Source organism: Paraburkholderia sp. 32 (genome assembly GCF_050435345.1).
GTDB lineage: Bacteria > Pseudomonadota > Gammaproteobacteria > Burkholderiales > Burkholderiaceae > Paraburkholderia > Paraburkholderia tuberum.
On sequence record NZ_JBNDKD010000001.1, the window covers coordinates 1,978,592 to 1,994,823 of the forward strand.

19 protein-coding genes and 1 pseudogene are annotated in these 16,232 nt (G+C 65.9%); 5 read left to right on the top strand and 15 right to left on the bottom strand.

Annotated elements, in window-relative coordinates:
* Nucleotides 1-61: 61 nt before the first annotated feature.
* The 7 genes and pseudogenes from OKW26_RS09230 to OKW26_RS09260 all read right to left on the bottom strand — a co-directional run bounded on the left by OKW26_RS09230 (nucleotide 62) and on the right by OKW26_RS09260 (nucleotide 5,485).
* Complete coding sequence (locus OKW26_RS09230) at nucleotides 62-1,213, bottom strand: CmpA/NrtA family ABC transporter substrate-binding protein (RefSeq protein WP_429353387.1); 1,152 nt, start codon at nucleotides 1,211-1,213, stop codon at nucleotides 62-64.
* Between the two features lie 7 nt (nucleotides 1,214-1,220).
* Nucleotides 1,221-1,796, bottom strand: coding sequence for an ANTAR domain-containing response regulator (locus tag OKW26_RS09235; RefSeq protein ID WP_090806551.1), 576 nt, complete (start codon nucleotides 1,794-1,796; stop codon nucleotides 1,221-1,223).
* A gap of 210 nt (nucleotides 1,797-2,006) precedes the next feature.
* Nucleotides 2,007-2,210: pseudogene (locus OKW26_RS09240) on the bottom strand (hypothetical protein); the annotation flags it as partial.
* 8 nt (nucleotides 2,211-2,218) lie between these two features.
* The gene (locus OKW26_RS09245; protein WP_429353388.1) at nucleotides 2,219-3,424 is read right to left on the bottom strand and encodes an IS110 family transposase; all 1,206 of its coding nucleotides are present in this window, start codon (nucleotides 3,422-3,424) and stop codon (nucleotides 2,219-2,221) included.
* A 563-nt stretch (nucleotides 3,425-3,987) separates the two neighbouring features.
* Nucleotides 3,988-4,257 (bottom strand): translation initiation factor IF-1, encoded by a 270-nt coding sequence (infA, locus tag OKW26_RS09250; protein ID WP_090806547.1) that lies wholly within the window; start codon nucleotides 4,255-4,257, stop codon nucleotides 3,988-3,990.
* Between the two features lie 135 nt (nucleotides 4,258-4,392).
* Nucleotides 4,393-4,674 (bottom strand): hypothetical protein, encoded by a 282-nt coding sequence (locus OKW26_RS09255; protein WP_090810142.1) that lies wholly within the window; start codon nucleotides 4,672-4,674, stop codon nucleotides 4,393-4,395.
* Between the two features lie 592 nt (nucleotides 4,675-5,266).
* Complete coding sequence (locus OKW26_RS09260; RefSeq protein ID WP_184054544.1) at nucleotides 5,267-5,485, bottom strand: hypothetical protein; 219 nt, start codon at nucleotides 5,483-5,485, stop codon at nucleotides 5,267-5,269.
* 237 nt (nucleotides 5,486-5,722) lie between these two features.
* Here OKW26_RS09260 and OKW26_RS09265 point away from each other — a divergent pair, with 237 nt between their 5' ends.
* Genes OKW26_RS09265 through OKW26_RS09275 form a run of 3 tightly spaced genes read left to right on the top strand, consistent with a single transcriptional unit; the run spans nucleotide 5,723 to nucleotide 6,884 of the window.
* On the top strand, nucleotides 5,723-6,367 hold the full coding sequence (locus OKW26_RS09265; protein ID WP_187610762.1) for a helix-turn-helix transcriptional regulator: 645 nt from the start codon (nucleotides 5,723-5,725) through the stop codon (nucleotides 6,365-6,367).
* A gap of 58 nt (nucleotides 6,368-6,425) precedes the next feature.
* Nucleotides 6,426-6,668 (top strand): DUF1653 domain-containing protein, encoded by a 243-nt coding sequence (locus OKW26_RS09270; RefSeq protein ID WP_184066150.1) that lies wholly within the window; start codon nucleotides 6,426-6,428, stop codon nucleotides 6,666-6,668.
* Nucleotides 6,669-6,689: 21 nt separating this feature from the next.
* The gene (locus tag OKW26_RS09275; protein ID WP_090806541.1) at nucleotides 6,690-6,884 is read left to right on the top strand and encodes a YqaE/Pmp3 family membrane protein; all 195 of its coding nucleotides are present in this window, start codon (nucleotides 6,690-6,692) and stop codon (nucleotides 6,882-6,884) included.
* 54 nt (nucleotides 6,885-6,938) lie between these two features.
* On the opposite strand, the gene OKW26_RS09280 is transcribed toward OKW26_RS09275, so the two are convergent.
* A complete protein-coding gene (locus tag OKW26_RS09280) occupies nucleotides 6,939-7,247 on the bottom strand; it encodes a 2Fe-2S iron-sulfur cluster-binding protein (RefSeq protein WP_184062727.1) in 309 nt (102 codons plus the stop codon).
* A gap of 305 nt (nucleotides 7,248-7,552) precedes the next feature.
* On the opposite strand from OKW26_RS09280, the gene OKW26_RS09285 reads away from it, so the two are divergent.
* Nucleotides 7,553-7,843, top strand: coding sequence for a DUF1488 domain-containing protein (locus OKW26_RS09285; RefSeq protein WP_026226687.1), 291 nt, complete (start codon nucleotides 7,553-7,555; stop codon nucleotides 7,841-7,843).
* A gap of 165 nt (nucleotides 7,844-8,008) precedes the next feature.
* On the opposite strand, the gene OKW26_RS09290 is transcribed toward OKW26_RS09285, so the two are convergent.
* From OKW26_RS09290 to OKW26_RS09320, 7 genes are all read right to left on the bottom strand, one after another.
* The gene (locus OKW26_RS09290) at nucleotides 8,009-8,542 is read right to left on the bottom strand and encodes a cytochrome b (protein ID WP_090810140.1); all 534 of its coding nucleotides are present in this window, start codon (nucleotides 8,540-8,542) and stop codon (nucleotides 8,009-8,011) included.
* A 120-nt stretch (nucleotides 8,543-8,662) separates the two neighbouring features.
* Entirely contained in the window at nucleotides 8,663-9,964 is a 1,302-nt protein-coding gene (locus OKW26_RS09295) for an NCS2 family permease (protein ID WP_184054534.1), read from the bottom strand.
* Nucleotides 9,965-10,129: 165 nt separating this feature from the next.
* Nucleotides 10,130-10,624: a YaiI/YqxD family protein gene (locus tag OKW26_RS09300; protein ID WP_429353389.1), complete on the bottom strand. Its 495-nt coding sequence runs from the start codon at nucleotides 10,622-10,624 to the stop codon at nucleotides 10,130-10,132.
* A gap of 140 nt (nucleotides 10,625-10,764) precedes the next feature.
* Nucleotides 10,765-11,031, bottom strand: a complete 267-nt coding sequence (locus OKW26_RS09305) for a DUF4148 domain-containing protein (RefSeq protein WP_429353390.1) — start codon at nucleotides 11,029-11,031, stop codon at nucleotides 10,765-10,767.
* Nucleotides 11,032-11,245: 214 nt separating this feature from the next.
* Complete coding sequence (locus OKW26_RS09310; RefSeq protein ID WP_429353391.1) at nucleotides 11,246-12,016, bottom strand: slipin family protein; 771 nt, start codon at nucleotides 12,014-12,016, stop codon at nucleotides 11,246-11,248.
* Nucleotides 12,013-13,641, bottom strand: a complete 1,629-nt coding sequence (locus OKW26_RS09315; protein WP_429353392.1) for an NfeD family protein — start codon at nucleotides 13,639-13,641, stop codon at nucleotides 12,013-12,015. The genes OKW26_RS09310 and OKW26_RS09315 overlap by 4 nt, the downstream gene beginning before the upstream one ends.
* An 85-nt stretch (nucleotides 13,642-13,726) precedes the next feature.
* On the bottom strand, nucleotides 13,727-14,773 hold the full coding sequence (locus OKW26_RS09320; RefSeq protein WP_429353393.1) for an AraC family transcriptional regulator ligand-binding domain-containing protein: 1,047 nt from the start codon (nucleotides 14,771-14,773) through the stop codon (nucleotides 13,727-13,729).
* 221 nt (nucleotides 14,774-14,994) lie between these two features.
* On the opposite strand from OKW26_RS09320, the gene OKW26_RS09325 reads away from it, so the two are divergent.
* Nucleotides 14,995-16,128, top strand: a complete 1,134-nt coding sequence (locus tag OKW26_RS09325) for an acyl-CoA dehydrogenase family protein (RefSeq protein WP_429354198.1) — start codon at nucleotides 14,995-14,997, stop codon at nucleotides 16,126-16,128.
* Nucleotides 16,129-16,232: the final 104 nt, after the last annotated feature.

Sequence of the window (16,232 nt, forward strand, 5' to 3'; positions counted from 1 at the left end):
GCCGTTGGCGGTTCGTGGGCAGTCGGCGCAGCGGATCTCGGGGCTTTCGCGTGCGGTCCGCTCAGCGGCGGATCGCAAAACGCCGCGCATAAGCGGCGGATGGTGTGCCGCTTCCCCACAGCGCGCCATCGATCAGTTCCCTTGTGACGTCCTCGCCGGGCACCGGCACGTTCACGCGTGCGGCGGCCTCGCGATACAACTGCGTCTGGTTGATGCGCGCGGCGACCGCGTCGTAGTCGTTGTGCGCATCGATGATCCCCCAGCGCTCGAACTGCGTGAGGAACCACGCGCCTTCGAATGGATGCGGATAGTTGACCGCGCCGTCGTCGAAGAAACGCATCGGCAGGCGGCGCGGGTTCGCCGTGTCGAGGTGGTCGCCGAGCCGCGCCGCGATCAGCGTCTCGTCGATACCGATGTAATCGGGCCGCGCGAGCCAGCGGGCGATCTCGTCGCGATGCCCGGCGCCGTCGAGCCAGCGGCACGCTTCGAGCACGGTCTGCACGAGCGCGCGCGTCGTGCGCGGATGCGCATCGACGAAATCGCGTCGGCAGGCGAGCACTTTCTCGGGATGCTCGGGCCACACCTCGCTCGAATAAGCGATCGTTTTGCCGACACCATGCGCCTCGGCCATTTCATTCCACGGCTCGCCGACGCACAGACCGTCGAGCCGGTCTTCGGCAAGCGCGGCGACCATTTGCGGCGGCGGAATCGCGACACTGTCGATGTCGCGCAACGGATCGACGCCTTGCGCCGCGAGCCAGTAGTACAGCCACATCGCATGCGTGCCGGTCGGGAAGGTGTGCGCGAACACCGGCTTGCGGCCGAGCGTCGCGAGCGCCTCGCGCAAGGTCCCATGCTTCGCGAGCGCATCGGCGAGCCGATTCGACAGCGTGATCGCCTGGCCGTTGCGATTCAGCACCATCAGCACGGCCATGTCGGTGCGCGGGCCGCCGAGGCCGAGCTGCACGCCATACACGAGCCCGTAAAGCGCGTGCGCGGCGTCGAGATCGCCGGCTAGCAGCTTGTCGCGCACGGCGGCCCACGACGGCTGGCGGCACAGTTCGAGCGTGAGCCCGTGCGCATGGCCGAACTCGAGCAGCTTCGCCGCGATCAGCGGCGCCGCGTCGGACAACGCGACGAAGCCGAGCCGCAGATGGGTCTTTTCAGGCGGCTCCGCAAAGGCCGCGGCGGTGACGGAAGTGGCTGGATTCATGAGCGCATCATTTGAGCGAGCCGGCCGACGCGACGACCTCGCGCGCCACCTCGGCGAGTTTGACGCCCTGGTTCATCGCGCGTTTGCGCAGACTCGCGTAGGCGGCCGGTTCGGTGAGTTTCTGCTGATCCATGAGCAGGCGTTTCGCGCGATCGATCAGCTTGCGCTCGGCCAGTTCGTTTTCGGCCTGCGCGAGCCGCTCGCGCAATTGCGACTCCTGCGCGAAACGCGCGAGCGCGACTTCGAGAATCGGCGCGAGCCGCTCGGTCGCGAGGCCTTCGACCAGATACGCGGTGACGCCCGCGTTGACTGCTTGGCGGATCAGTTGCTGGTTCGCGTCGTGGCTGAACATCAGCACGGGGCGCGGCGCGGTCGCGTGCATCACGGCGAGCTGTTCGAGCGTATCGCGCGACGGCGACTCCGTATCGATGATGATGACGTCGGGCCGCTCGTCCTGAACCGCGCGATGCAGCGCCTGCGGCGTCGCGGTGCCGGAGAGCATTTCGCAGCCGAGACAGGCGAGCGCATCGCGCAGATCGCCGATGGGTTTGTCGGTGTCGGTGACAAGGAGAACACGCAGCATGGAGTCAGGGGAAGGGACATCTGACTATCGGTAAAGCAATGGACATGCCAGCCTTCGCGCGACGGGGCTTGGCGAGGTGTGTGAGCGCATTCGCGCGAATGGCGGGGATCGATTGGGGTTTTTTGCGGGCGATCGCTGCGAATCGTCCGCGAAAGAGGTGACGCGGCCACGCCGGTCGCGTTGCACCGGCGAAGGGCATGCAGGACAGCGGACGCCCGATGCACCGAAGCGGCGCATCGCGTTCGTCGCGGCCACCGGCAGACTGGTCAGCAATGACGCGCCGTAGAAGCTCAAGCCGGTCGCGTCGCGAATCGTCGTCATCAACGGGCTGATCGAGGTCAGCAGCGGGCGCAGATGGAGCTGGAGGAGCGGGTGGTCGAGCAGGTGCGCAAAAGCGCGGGGGGGTGCCCCTATGTGATTCGTCAAGCATTAGGGGCGGATTTAGGTTGATATAGGGTGCCGTCCCGCAGCATGGCGAACAGCACGTCACAGCGTCGTCGGGCCAGAGCGATGAGCGCCTGATTGTGGCGCTTACCCTGCTGGACCTTGCGCGAGTAATAGTCTCTTGAGATTGGATCGCGCAGAGCTGCGAAGGCGGAGAGGAAGAGCGCTCTCTTGAGCACCTTGTTGCCCCGCCGGGATGGATGTTCGCCCCGTATCGACGAGCCCGAGCGCCGGGTGACCGGGGCGAGGCCGGCGTAGGCAGCCAGATGCGCGGCTGAGGCGAACGCCTTGTGAGCGACTTCAGTGAGGAGTCTGGCGGCAGTCCTGACGCCGACTCCCGGCATGCTGGTCAGGACCGGCCAAAGAGGGTGTGCTTGCACCAGACGCTCGACTTCGCTGGCAACCTCATCGCGCTGCTTGCGCAAGGACGCGAGTTGCTGTGCAAGACGCGGCATGACGATGGTTGCTGCCTGAGTACCGGGCACGATCACAGCCTGTTCGCGGAGCGCCTGAACGATCTCGGCCGCGAGGCTCTTGCCCATGCGAGGCGCGAGTTTGGTGAGGCGGTTGGCAAGCGTTTTCTCGCTGGTCGCGGCAAGTTCTGCGGGCGATGGATACCGCTCAAGCAGATCGAGCACGGCCGGATGGTCGAGGCGCGGCCCCAGAACGCGTTCCAGCGCTGGATGGATCTGGGTGAGCAAACCTCGAATGCGGTTGCTGGTCTGCGTGATCTGTGCCGCGAGATCGTCGTCGAAGCCGCACAGCATGGTGAGTTCGGCGAGCGGTTCGTCAACCAGTCGAAGTGAGCGCAGCGCATGTGGCATCGAGCGCGCGGCTTCAGCAATGATGGCGGCATCGCGAGCATCGGTCTTGGCTTCCCCTGCGTGCAGGTCAGCGATGCGGCGCATAGCCAGACCCGGTAGATACGCGACCAGGACTCCTTCATCACGGGCGACTGCCAGGGGCAATGCACCGACGGTGGCGGGCTGATCGACGACGAACAGGAGCTGGCCGTGCGTCTTGAGTTCGGTGATGACGGCGCGCAGCTTGGCCTCATCGTTGGGCAGTGCCTTGTTGTACAGGCGCTTTCCGGTCCGATCGAGGGCGACGGCGTGATGGTGGCCTTTGCCGACATCGACGCCGACGAATACATCGACAGAGCTATGTTGTTGGTTTTCTTGCATCGAAGGCTTTGCAGGTTGAACGGTTTGGCCTGCAACATCGGTGGCAAGTCTCGGCATCCACGTTACGGACGGCCTCAAGATATCCTGGCCGAGCCCCTATTAGCGATCACCAGCCACCCACCAGGCCCGGTGACAACACCCCCCGGATCATGACTGCGACTGGGGGCGAGAATCATGCCGGGCCTAGCTGGCCAAATCCTCGATTGTCGAGGAGTGAAGATAGTAACGGGGGGAGGATTTGGGGGCGGTGTTTGGAGTTTAGCGAGACGTGCTGCGACGTGCGTGGTCGCCGAAGCGGCGTGCCGCCAGATTCCAATCAAGACGCCGCGCGTGTTGCGGCGTACGACGTTCGCGCATGCGCTGGAGAGCATCCCGAATGTCAGGGAAGACGTCTATTTCACGCGCTTGGGCGGCGAGGCTGACGTAGCGCGTTCAAGCAGAACGCGGAGTCGGAAGGTATGGCGCGAGTCTGTCGGGCCTCGCGCTTTCGCATGGGTTCGGGCGGGCTGCCCGCATCGCCTGCACAACATCACAGGTACGCAGGGCGGCGCCGTGACCCCTGCTTACCTCCGCCGCGCCGCGTGCCGTGGCGCACCGCCGCCACTCGCACGCTCGTCCTTGTGGCGGAAATTGATCCGCCCCTTGGTCAGGTCGTAGACCGACAATTCGAGCGTTACGCGATCGCCCGCGAGAATACGGATATGGTTCTTGCGCATGCGCCCGGACGCGTAGGCGCCGACCACGACGCCGTTGTCGAGCGTCACGCGGTAGCGGCTATCCGGAAGCACTTCGTCGACGATACCGTCAAGTTCAAGCAGTTCTTCTTTCGCCATGCATAACTCCTGGTCGATGGGATAAAGGGGAAACCGGCCGCAGGCATTGCGAGCGGCGCGACTGTGGATTCGTTTGAAAAGCAGCGGCGCCCGAAAGCACGCTGCGCGACATGAGTGACGCGCCGATGACGCCGCTCAAAGATCGGTGACCGACTGACCGCTCACCTGGCCGTCGATCAGCCGTTCCGCATGCGCCATGCACGCGATGCGCGCCTTGCCCATGCCGTCGAACGGAAACAGATACTGCAGGCGAAATACCCGGCCGTCGGCCGCCGCATTGGCGCCGACGCGGCAGATGCGCACCGAAGCGTCGTAACCGGCGCCCGGATTGCGGGTCGCTTGCGCGCCCGCGGGGCGGCGCGGATAAACGAGCGGGTGAATTTCGTAACCCTTGTAGGTCCTGACAGCTGAATTCATGAGAAACATGTCCTGTATTGCGTGGTCCACGCGCCGCGTGCGGGGCGCTGCTTCCGGCAACGCTCCTTTGACGCGTCACGGCGCGGACCGGCGGCGCAGCACCGATGGGCGCGCCGGCGATAAAAATGGTTGGCACAGACCTGCTAGACCCGGCGGGCTCAATGACAATGGCCCGAGCGGTCGCGCAAAAACGCGGATTCGACCGAAAAAACGCTGAAGCGGCGCGTCAATTCGGGCGCCGGACGCATGATGCTGAACCGCTCGGTGTACTTCTCGCGACGGCGAATGCGGGCGGCGCATTGCCGGAGTGACGGGATCGCAGATAAGGGCGGTCGAACAGTCGGGGGTGGTGCGGAGATGCCGGGTTGAGACTGCCTGGTGCTGCCAGTGCTATATGGGTGCGAGGTACAACAATTGCAACATGATGCCTGAAATAGGGCTGATTGGATAGTGCAAACTTCAGCGCACGACCGGAACGCCCGACTGGCAGGGCTTCGCGGGCGGTTGGCGAAGTCGTGTCGGAGGCGGGACGGGCGACGGAGGCGCGAATTGCGCGAGTGGCGCGCGCGAGGCTCCTATCCGAACGCGTGCGTCAGCGCGACGTCTCGGCGACGCGCTTCTGCAATTCGCGCGCGGCCGCCAGCGGCAGGCGCGCATCGTCCCAGCCGGTCAACCATTCGACTTCCTTGGCCGTGAAGACCTGACCATGGTTGCGCAGCGCGTACTGCAGCGAATCGATGATGTGGTTGCGAATGATCTCCGGCGTGCGCTTGTCGTCGAGCACGGCGCGAAGCGCTTCGAGTGTGGCCATCGGTTGGCTCCGTTCGGTTGGGTGTCGGCGGATCAGTGTTTATCGCACGAAAAAAATGTGCTCGCGAGGTAGACAAAATTGCCGTCCGGCGTCGAGTCGCGGCGCCAGCGCGAGGCCGCTACAATGGCGACTTCCTGAATTGCGGACCGAGCGGGCGCGCCGGCGTCCACTGCGGGCATCTGGCTTCGTCGTCATCCGCTATCGCGCGCCGCCTCCTTCGAACCTCGCGTTTTTTCCATGCGCAACCCGAACGTGTCTCCTGTCAAAGACCTGCTGCTGAAGCGCTACGCGCCGATCGCCGACGGCATCGCCGCGCTGCTCTATCCGTGCGCCGAGGTGGTGATTCACGATCTGCGCGATCAGACCATCGCGTATCTGGTGAACAATCTGTCGCGGCTCGATGTGGGCGCGCCGTCGGTGCTCGACGACGCGCACTTCGCGGCGCGCGGCCAGACCATCGGCCCCTACGAGAAACTGAACTGGGACGGCCGCCGCATGCGCTGCGTGAGCAACATCCTGTTCGACGACGACGGCAAGCCCGCCGGCATCCTGTGCGTGAACTTCAACATCGCGGTGTTCGAGGATGTGCGCTCGACGCTCGATCTGTTCATCAAGGGCGGCGCGATGACGGACGCGCCTGCCGACGATCTGTTCCGCGACGACTGGCAGGACCGCATCAACACGTATCTGCACACGTGGCTGCGCGACCGGCAGATCGGCATCAATGCGCTGACGCGCGAGCACAAGCGTGAAATCGTCGAGGCGCTGCACGCGCAGGGCGCGTTTCGCGGCCGCAGCTCGGCGAATTACGTGGCCGCGGTGCTGACGATGGGCCGCGCGACCGTCTACAAGATCCTGAAGCAGATGAAAGAGGGCGGCTGAGCTCACGCGCGCCGTGCTCGAAAATGCTTCGACGACGCCCAAAATAAGGTCACACACCATGCGCTACCGACACTACAAAGGCGGCATTTACGAACTGGTCTGCGAGGCCACGCTCGAATCGGATCCGACGGTCACGATGATCGTCTACAAGGCGGCCAATGGTACGATCTGGACCCGTCCAGCGACGGTGTTTTTCGAGCTGGTAGAGCAGGAAGGCGTCGAGGTGCCGCGTTTTGCGCCGCTCGATGAGTTCAACAACGAGGCAGATGCGTCCCCCGCGGACTCACCCATGCTGCCGTAATCACAGGAACAGGAAAACCGAATGCGTCTTTTGCTTGCCATCATTCTGCCGTGGCTGCAGTTTTTCACGATCGGCCGTCCGTTTGCGGGCATCATCTGCCTGATTCTGCAAATCACGCTGATCGGCTGGGTGCCGGCGGCCATCTGGTCGGTGTATTCGCTGAGCCAGTACAATACGGACAAGAAAATCGCCCGCGCAATGGGCAACGGGCGGTAAGACACAGCGCGTGAAAGCGTCGGCGAGCGGGGCGCCAGGCCCCTACGCTCCCGCTCATCGTGCCGGTATCGCGACCGCATCCGGCACTTCGATCACCACGTCGGTTTCCGCGACCGCCACGCACGGCAGGATATAACCGTCCGCCTTTTCCTCGCGGCTCACGCCGGGCCATTCAATCGAGTAGCGCACACGCCCAGACGTCATCCGGCACAAGCATGTTCGGCACGTGCCGTTGCGGCACGAACGCGGCAAACGCAGATTGGCGAAAGCGGCGGCTTCGAGAATCGTCAGCGAATCGGGCGCTTCGAAGCTCTGGCCGAGCGGTTCGACGCGAACCACAGGCGGGCGGGTGGGGGCGGACATCGTGCAGGTCAAAGACTAGGTGCGCGACACTTTACACGGGATCGGACAGCGCTTTATGCCGCGCCGCAACATCGGCGCGTCAGTCGCGCCTTCAAGAAAAAATCGGGGAAATCTTGCACCTGGGCCGAACTCGTCTAAAGTGAATCAATTCACCTCCGCGTGGCGCGAACTGACGATGCCGCGTCGAGGCGACGGCCCGCGCCGGCTGCATGGGACCAGGAGGAACGAGCGGCGGACGCGATAGCAAGCAATCAGCGCGTGCATTACCCGAGCGCATCGTGCGCGCACTCTTCCAGGTGACTCCCATGCAGATCCAATTCCCGAACGAAGCCCCTGAATATTCAGGTCGCGAACTTACTTTGGCGTTTCCGGCAATGGTCGATGGGCAGAGGGTGGAGTGCATGATCACCGCGGAAGCGCTCGAAGATCACTTCGGCGCCGCGTCCCCCCGGCTGGAGGACATGATCGTCGCGTTCGACGCGCACCGGCCGCGCATCGAGGCCGCCACGCGCCGGCTGTTGTCGGAAACGCGCGCGCAGTGTCTCGTGCTCAGAAGCGGTTACGTGCGGTTTTACGAGGCGAACTGGCGTAACTGACCGATCTGAAACTATCGGCTGGCTACCGGTACCGAAGCTTCGGCAAGCGCGACTGCTGCCGAAGCGCGAAGTTCGGATTCACCCGTGCCGCTGCCGCTGGCTGGCCTGCGCGCAAGCCGCGACCGCGTGCAATGCATCGGCGGCACGCAGCCAGCTCCATTACTTTCAAATGATCCGCCGCAGCGCCCGATCCTTGAACACCACATGGTGCGCGATCGCCGCGAGCGCGTGCAGTCCGATCACCCAATAGAACACGTTGCCGAGCCACTCGTGCGCGTCCTTCAACAGCGGCCGCGCGATCGCATCCGCACGCACCAGCGTGAAGCTGATGTCCGTCCATGCGAGCGACACCGGCCGCCCGCCCGCATTGACCATCAGCATGCCGAGCAGCGGCTGCGCGAAGATGAACACATAGAGCGCGAGGTGCGCGGAGCGCCCGAGGAAAGCGAGCAGCCGATTGCTTTCAAGCTCCTCCGGCGCGCCGGCCCACAATCTCCACAGCAGCCGCAACACGGCCAGCCCGAGCACCAGCGTGCCGGCCCAAAAATGCACGCCGGTCCAGAACGCGCGGCTGTCGGAGCCGCGCGGGCCGCGGATTTCGATGGCCAGATAGGCCAGCGCGACCAGCAGAAAAATCATCCAGTGAAAGAAAATCGCGGGCTTCGTGTAGCGGTCCGTCGTGCGGTTATATGAGGACATCGAGGCTCCTGGGGTGGCGACCCGTGCCGCTGCGACCGGGTCGATCATCATTCGAAACATCGGATGATAAACGGTCCCCGAACCCGACGACACATTCGACCCCCCGGCCGCGCAACCTCCTCATTCGCTGCCGAGATAGAAATACCGGAACAGGAAAATCGCCGCGATGATCCACACGACCAGCTTCACCTGGCGCGCCTGGCCCGTCAGCAGCTTGAGTCCCGCGTACGAGATGAAGCCGAATGCGACGCCGTTCGCGATCGAGTAGGTGAACGGCATCAGCAGCGCGGTCAGCGCGGCCGGCACGACTTCGGTCGCGTCGTCCCACGGCAGGTCGACCAGTTCGCGCAGCATCAGGCACGACACGTACAGCAGCGCGGGCGCGGTCGCATACGGCGGCACCACTTCGGCGAGCGGCGCGAAAAACAGCGCCGCGACGAACAGCACGGCGACCGTGATCGCGGTCATGCCGGTACGGCCGCCGGCCTGCACGCCCGATGCGCTTTCGATATACGCCGTCGTCGACGAAGTACCGAGCATCGAGCCGGCGAGAATCGCGGTGCTGTCCGCGAGCAGCGCGCGGTTCAGCCGATGCATCTTGCCTTCCACCAGCAGCCCCGCGCGGTTCGCGACGCCCATCAGCGTGCCGGTCGCATCGAACAGCTCGACGAGGAAGAACACCAGCACCACGTTCAGCACGCCGCTCGACAGCGCGCTGCGGATATCGAGCTGCAACAGCGTCGGCGCGATCGAGGGCGGCGCGGACACGATGCCGTGAAACTGGTTGCCGCCAAAGAAAAAGCTCAGGATCGTCACGCCGACGATACCGATCAGGATCGCCCCGCGCACGCGCATATGATCCAGCGTGACGATGCCGAAGAAGCCGACCGCCGCGAGCACGACGTGCGGGTCATGCAGATTGCCGAGCGTGACGAGCGTGGCCGGATTGCCGACCACCACGCCGGCCGACTTCAGCGAAATGATCGCGAGAAAGAGACCGATGCCGCCGGTGATCGCGATGCGGATCGAATGCGGAATGCCCTTGACGATCACCTCGCGCACGCGGAACAGCGTGACGATCAGGAACAGGCACCCGGAGATGAACACCGCGCCGAGCGCGGCCTGCCACGTGTAGCCCATGCCCTTGACGACCGTGTATGCGAAGTACGCGTTCAGGCCCATGCCGGGCGCGAGCGCGATCGGGTAGTTCGCGTACAGGCCCATGATCAGCGACGCGAGCGCGGCCACGAGGCAGGTCGCGACGAACACCGCGCTCTTCGGCATGCCGGCGTCGCCGAGAATCGCCGGGTTCACGAAGATGATGTAGGCCATCGTCAGGAAAGTGGTCACGCCGGCTAGCACTTCGGTGCGCAGGTTGGTGTCGACGGCGTCGAAGCCGAAGTAGCGTTTGATCGAGTCCATGTGGCGGGTTTCCTCTCTTTCGTCGTTCAGACAGTGTTTTTGTCATCGAGGCGGTGACAGCGCGGCGCGGCAAGGCAGGCCGCGCGGCGGCGTTACGGCGGAATTGTAATCACGAACGGCAGCGCCCCGGCGCCTGCGGCGGCGCCAGCACGCCGCCCGGGCCCGTCAGGCGGGCGGTTTGCCGTGCGACTGTGGCGCCTCCTCATCACCGCGAGGTGCCTGACGCGCGAGCCAGCGATCGAGTTCGCCAGCAAACGTCTTGCCATCGCGCGCGCTGAAGGCGGCCGGCCCGCCCGTGTCGACGCCGCTCGAGCGCAACTGGTCGAGCATCGAGCGCATGCGCAGCCGTTCTTCGATCGTGCCGGGCGAGTACCAGTTGCCGCGCGGATCGAGCGCGTGGGCATTTTTTGCCAGCACGGCGGCGGCGAGCGGGATGTCGGCGGTGATCACGAGGTCGCCCGCGACGACGCGCTCGACGATCAACTGATCGGCGGCGTCGAAGCCGGCCGGCACCTGGATCGCGCGGATCAGCGGCGACGGCGGCACGCGCAGGAACGAATTGGCGACCAGCGTCAGCGGCATGCCGGTCCGGCGCGCCGCGCGATAAAGCATGTCCTTGACGACGGCCGGGCAGGCGTCGGCATCGACCCAGATTGGCATGGTGCGGGTTCCGGCTGTGTGCGGCTGGTTTGCTGCGTGAGGGATGGCGGGACCGGATGATACCTTGGCGCGACGCAAGCCGTGCCATGCCGCTCGCGGCGGGCGGCATTCAGGCTGCAACTACGCAAGCCGCGACCGCTTTACTGCACGGCCGTCGGGGCGTTGCCTTGCTGCTGCTCGCGGTGTTGCGCGACGATGCGGCCCGCGCGCTGCGCGTTCTCCGGATAGTCGATCCAGTCGAACGGGTCGTAGCCGGCGGCGAGCCATTCCGCGAGGTCAGCGCGGACCTGGGCGCGCGTTTTCGGCGCCGACGGGTCGGCGGGCTGCGTCACCGCTTGCGCGTAGACGGTGCTGATACCCACGGCGGCCAACAGCGCGCCGAGTCCAATGCGGGAAGACAGTTTCATGGCGGGCTCCTGCGGAGCGGAAAAACGGCCGGACCTGGTGGTTTTTCGGTGCGCCGGGTAAGGCGGTACAAGCAACGCACCATTTCTGCCGGCAAATCGAACCCGCCGCGAGCCTCGTTCGCCACGTCGGCGCAAGCAACGCGCAAGCGGGTAGGAATGCCGAAACGTCGACGCTAATCCGCGCCGAATGGATGTCCTGACAAATATCGTCCTATCACGCCGATGGCATGTTGAAGCGTTCCAGCCCCGCACTCACGAGGTCGATCGGCAGCGGAAACACGATCGTCGAGTTCTTGTCGGCGGCGATCGTCACCAGCGTCTGCAGATAGCGCAACTGCATCGCCTGCGGTTGCCGCGCGAGCGTCTGGGCCGCCTCCAGCAATTGCTTCGATGCCTGCAACTCGCCTTCCGCGTGAATCACCTTCGCGCGCCGTTCGCGCTCGGCTTCGGCCTGACGCGCAATCGCGCGGATCATCGTTTCATTGATATCGACGTGCTTGATCTCGACGATCGATACCTTGATGCCCCACGCGTCGGTTTGCGAGTCGAGCACTTTCTGGATGTCGGTGTTCAGCTGCTCGCGCTCGGACAGCAGCTGGTCGAGGTCGTGCTTGCCGAGCACCGCGCGCAGCGTCGTCTGCGCCAGCTGGCTGGTCGCCTCGAAGTAGCGCGCGACCTGGATCACCGCCTTCTCCGGATCGACGACGCGGAAATACACGACCGCGTTGACCTTGACCGACACGTTGTCGCGCGTGATCACGTCTTGCGTCGGCACGTCGAACACGATGGTGCGCAAATCCATGCGCACCGCCTGCTGCACGATCGGAATGATCAATACGAGCCCTGGCCCCTTGACCTTCCAGAAGCGGCCGAGCATGAACACGACGCCGCGTTCGTACTCGCGAAAAATCCGCACCGACGACGCAATCAGCGCGACGACGAGCAGGATCAGGATGCTGCCGAAGCCGAATGTGAAGCCGATCATGAGCGTTCTCCTTGTAAGGCGTCGACCGACGTGACGGGCACCACGGTCAGTGTGAGGCCGTTGCGCGCCGTCACGCGCACGCTCTGACCCGGCGCGGCCGGCGTGGTGCTCGAGACGCGCCAGCGCTCGCCGTGCACGCGCGCCCAGCCGGCCAGCGGGCCGCCCGCCGTGTGTTCGGGTTCGGGCAGCAAGCCGCCGTCCAGCACCACGCCGACGCAGCCGATCAGCGCCTCCGAACCCGTCACGACCGGCCGCCGCCGCGCGCGCAGCGCGAGCCGCGACACGCCGAGCACGAACGCGACGCTGAACACGACGACCGCGGCGATCAGCGGCAGCGGGATGCCATAGCCGGGCACGTCGGTATCCATCAGCATCGTTGCGCCGACCACGAACGCGACCACGCCGCCGAAGCCGAGCGAGCCGAAGGTCGGCAGGAACGCTTCGCCGATCAGGAAGGCGATGCCGAGAAAGATCAGCCCGAGGCCGACGTAGCTGATGGGCAGCATCTGCATCGCGAACAGGCCGAGCAGCAGGCTGATCGCGCCGACCACGCCGGGCAGCACGAAGCCCGGATTGGCGAATTCGAAGAACAGGCCATACATGCCGAGCATCAGCAGAATCAGCGCGACGCTCGGATCGGTGATCACGGCGAGAAAGCGGCTGCGCCAGTCGGGTTCGAGCGTGATCAGCGGCGCATGCGCGGTATGCAGCGTGACGCTGCCCGCGCTCGTGACGTACGTGCGGCCGTCCAGCTGGCGCAGCAGGTCCGGCACGTCGCGCGCGACGATATCGACGACGTGCTGCGCGAGCGCTTCCTCATCGGACAGGCTCACCGCTTCGCGGACGGCGCGCTCGGCCCAGTCGGCGTTGCGGCCGCGCATCTGCGCGAGGCCGCGGATGTAGGCGGCGGCATCGTGAACCTGCTTGCGCAGTTCGGTCGATTGGGTGTCGAGCGGCAGTGCGCTGGCGGCTTCGGATGATGCGCCGGGTGACGCAGGCGCAGGCGCGGACGCGCCGCCAGGCAGCGTGCGCATGTCCGGCAGCCCCGGCGTGCCTGGGGTGGCTGGCGTTACCGGCGGGCCGCCGGCGGGCGGCTCGTTGCCGCCGATGCCCATCTGGATCGGCGTCGCGGCGCCGAGATTGGTGCCCGGCGCCATCGCCGCGATATGGCTCGCGTAGACGATGTAGGTGCCGGCGCTGGCCGCGCGCGCGCCGCTCGGCGCGATGAAGGTCGCGACCGGCACCGGCGAGGCGAGGATCGCCTTGATGATCTGCCGCATCGACGTATCGAGGCCGCCGGGCGTATCGAGTTGCAGGACCGCGAGCTGTGCGCGCTGGCTGGCCGCGCGCTGCAAACCACGCACGATGAAATCGGCGGTGGCCGGTCCGATCGCGCCATTCACCGGAATCACGACGACGCTGTTGGCGGTCGCGGCGGCGACGTTCGCCGCGCTCGCCGCATTGGCCGCTTGCAGCGGCGCCAGCGCTTCGCGCGTCGCGAAGCCGAACGCGCATAGCACGCCGAGCACGGCGATGCCGCGCATCAAACGGCCCACGATGCCGCCGCGGATAAGCGGCCTGCGCGGACCGGACTGCCGGAGCGGGAGACGCGGAGTCGTGTTCATCGCTGACGGCCGTCGCGCCAGCCGGTGCGAACCGGCGGCGCGGGCCCCTACCCTCGATCAAGGCTGGCCTGTTGCCGCTTAAAGCTTAGTCCGATTCGGCGCGTCGCGTGAGATCGAGCCCCGCGGCCCGGGCCGGCCGATAGTCGGTCGGGCGCATGCCGGTCCATTTGCGGAACGCCCGATGAAACGCGCTCGGCTCCGCGAAGCCGACGGCGTTGGCGATATCGGCGATGGTGCGCTGCGTGCGCTGCAGTTCGGCGATCGCGATGTCGCGCCGCAGCGCGTCCTTGATCGACTGATACGTGTGGCCCTCCTGCTTCAGGTGCCGCCGCATCGTCGCCTCGGCGACGTGCAGGCGCGCGGCCATCTGATCGGCCGCGGGCCAGCCCGACATCGGCAGCGCGCGCAGCGTCTTGCGCACGCGCGCGGCGAGCGAACCCGGATTGCGGTACTTGACGATGAAGCTGCCCGGCGCATCGCGCAGAAACGGCCGCGCCGAGCGCGAAGTCTGGATCACCGGCAGTTCCAGAAACGCAGGGTCGAGATCGACGGACGACTCCGGCTCGTCGAAATACATCTCTTCGCAGAACATCAGCCGGTATTCGTGCGCGGCCGGCGGCGCGGCGCAGCGAAAGCGCGCTTCGAGCAACGGAATGCGCCGGCCGACGAGCCAGCACACGAGCCCGTACACGAGGATGAAATACGTCGCGTAAGCGAACATCGCCGGCTTGCGCGTGCCCGCGCGCTCGACGAACTTCAGGCGCACGCGCTGCGCGTCGGTGTCGATCGTCGCGCCGAGATCGTCGAGCACGAGCCGCATGAAGCCGACCGCGCGCGCAAGCGCCTGCGCGCCGTTGCGCGCGCCCAGCGCCGTCTGCGTCATCGCGATGAAGCTGCCGCTTTTCATCGGATGCGAGTCCTGGCCGAAGAATTCGTCGTCGAGCGCGCGTGCGATGCCGGCCCACAGCGCGCCGTATTGCGCCGACGATACGCGGCTTTTCGGCGACGCGAGCATCGCCGCGGCAATGCCGGCCGCTTCGGCGAGCGCTCGCGCGTCGAGGCCGCGCGCCGTCGCGAGCGCGAGCGTTTCCTCGACGAGACTGACGGAGATCGTGCCTTTGTCGCTTTTCATCGGGATTCGGCTTTTCTGGCAAAAGCGCTCAGCATAGGCTGCGTCGTGGATCATGAAGCCCCTGAAATGGCGAGGCTCCATGCACGTGCATGGTAGCAGTATGGCAAAAGCGCTCAGCAAGAATGAGCGGAGCGAGCATCGAACGGCGCGGGCCGCTTGCCTACACTTGCCGCATCACCGCGATCGCCAGCACGGCCGTCAGCACCAACGAGGACGCAGTCATGGACAGCTTCTACACCGACGAACAACGGATGATCCGCGACGCTGCGCGCGACTTCGCGACCGAATGTCTCGCGCCGCACGCGGCGCAATGGGATCGCGACGCGCAACTGCCGGCCGGGGTCGTCGCGCAGTTGGGCGAACTCGGCTTTCTGGGCATGATGGTGCCGGCCGAGTGGGGCGGCTCCTACACCGATTACGTCGCCTATGCGCTCGCGCTCGAAGAGATCGCGGCCGGTTGCGCCGCCTGCGCGACGCTGATGAGCGTGCACAACTCGGTCGGCTGCGCGCCGATCCTGAACTTCGGCAGCGCCGCGCAGAAAGACCGCTATCTGCGCGAGCTCGCCATCGGCCGGACGATCGGCGCGTTTTGCCTGACCGAGCCGCAGGCGGGCTCCGAGGCGAACAATCTGCGCACGCGCGCGCAGCGGCGCGACGGGCAGTGGATTCTGAACGGCAGCAAGCAGTTCGTGACCAACGGCGCGCGCGCCGGTGTCGCGATCGTGTTCGCGGTCACCGATCCCGAGCGCGGTAAGCGCGGCCTGTCCGCCTTCATCGTGCCGACCTCGACGCCGGGTTTCGACGTCGGTCGGCCGGAGCACAAGCTCGGCATTCGCGCGTCCGACACCTGTCCGATCTCGCTCGATCAGTGCGCGGTGCCCGAGGCCAATCTGCTCGGCGAGCCGGGCGAGGGTCTGCGCATCGCGCTGTCGAATCTCGAAGGCGGGCGCATCGGCATCGCCGCGCAGGCAGTCGGCATTGCGCGCGCCGCGTTCGACGCCGCGCGCCGCTACGCGAACGAGCGCGAACAGTTCGGCAAGCCGCTGAAAGACCACCAGACGATCGCGAACATGCTTGCCGACATGGCGACCCGCCTGAATGCCGCGCGCCTGCTCGTACATCACGCGGCACGGCTGCGCTCGGCGGGGCGGCCGTGTCTGTCGGAGGCGTCGCAGGCGAAGCTTTTTGCGTCGGAGCTTGCGGAGGAGATCTGTTCGAACGCGATCCAGATTCATGGCGGCTACGGCTATCTGGAGGACTATGCGGTCGAGCGCCACTACCGGGATGCACGGATCACGCAGATTTATGAAGGGACGAGCGAAGTGCAGCGGATGGTGATCGCGCGCCATGTTTGAGGGCGGCGTTTGAGCGCACAATAGCCTGGCCGTGGATGCTCGCCTGGATCACCGCGGCGAAAAAAAACCGAGCGCGCCCCGCGCCACTCGCAACTACGTTGCAT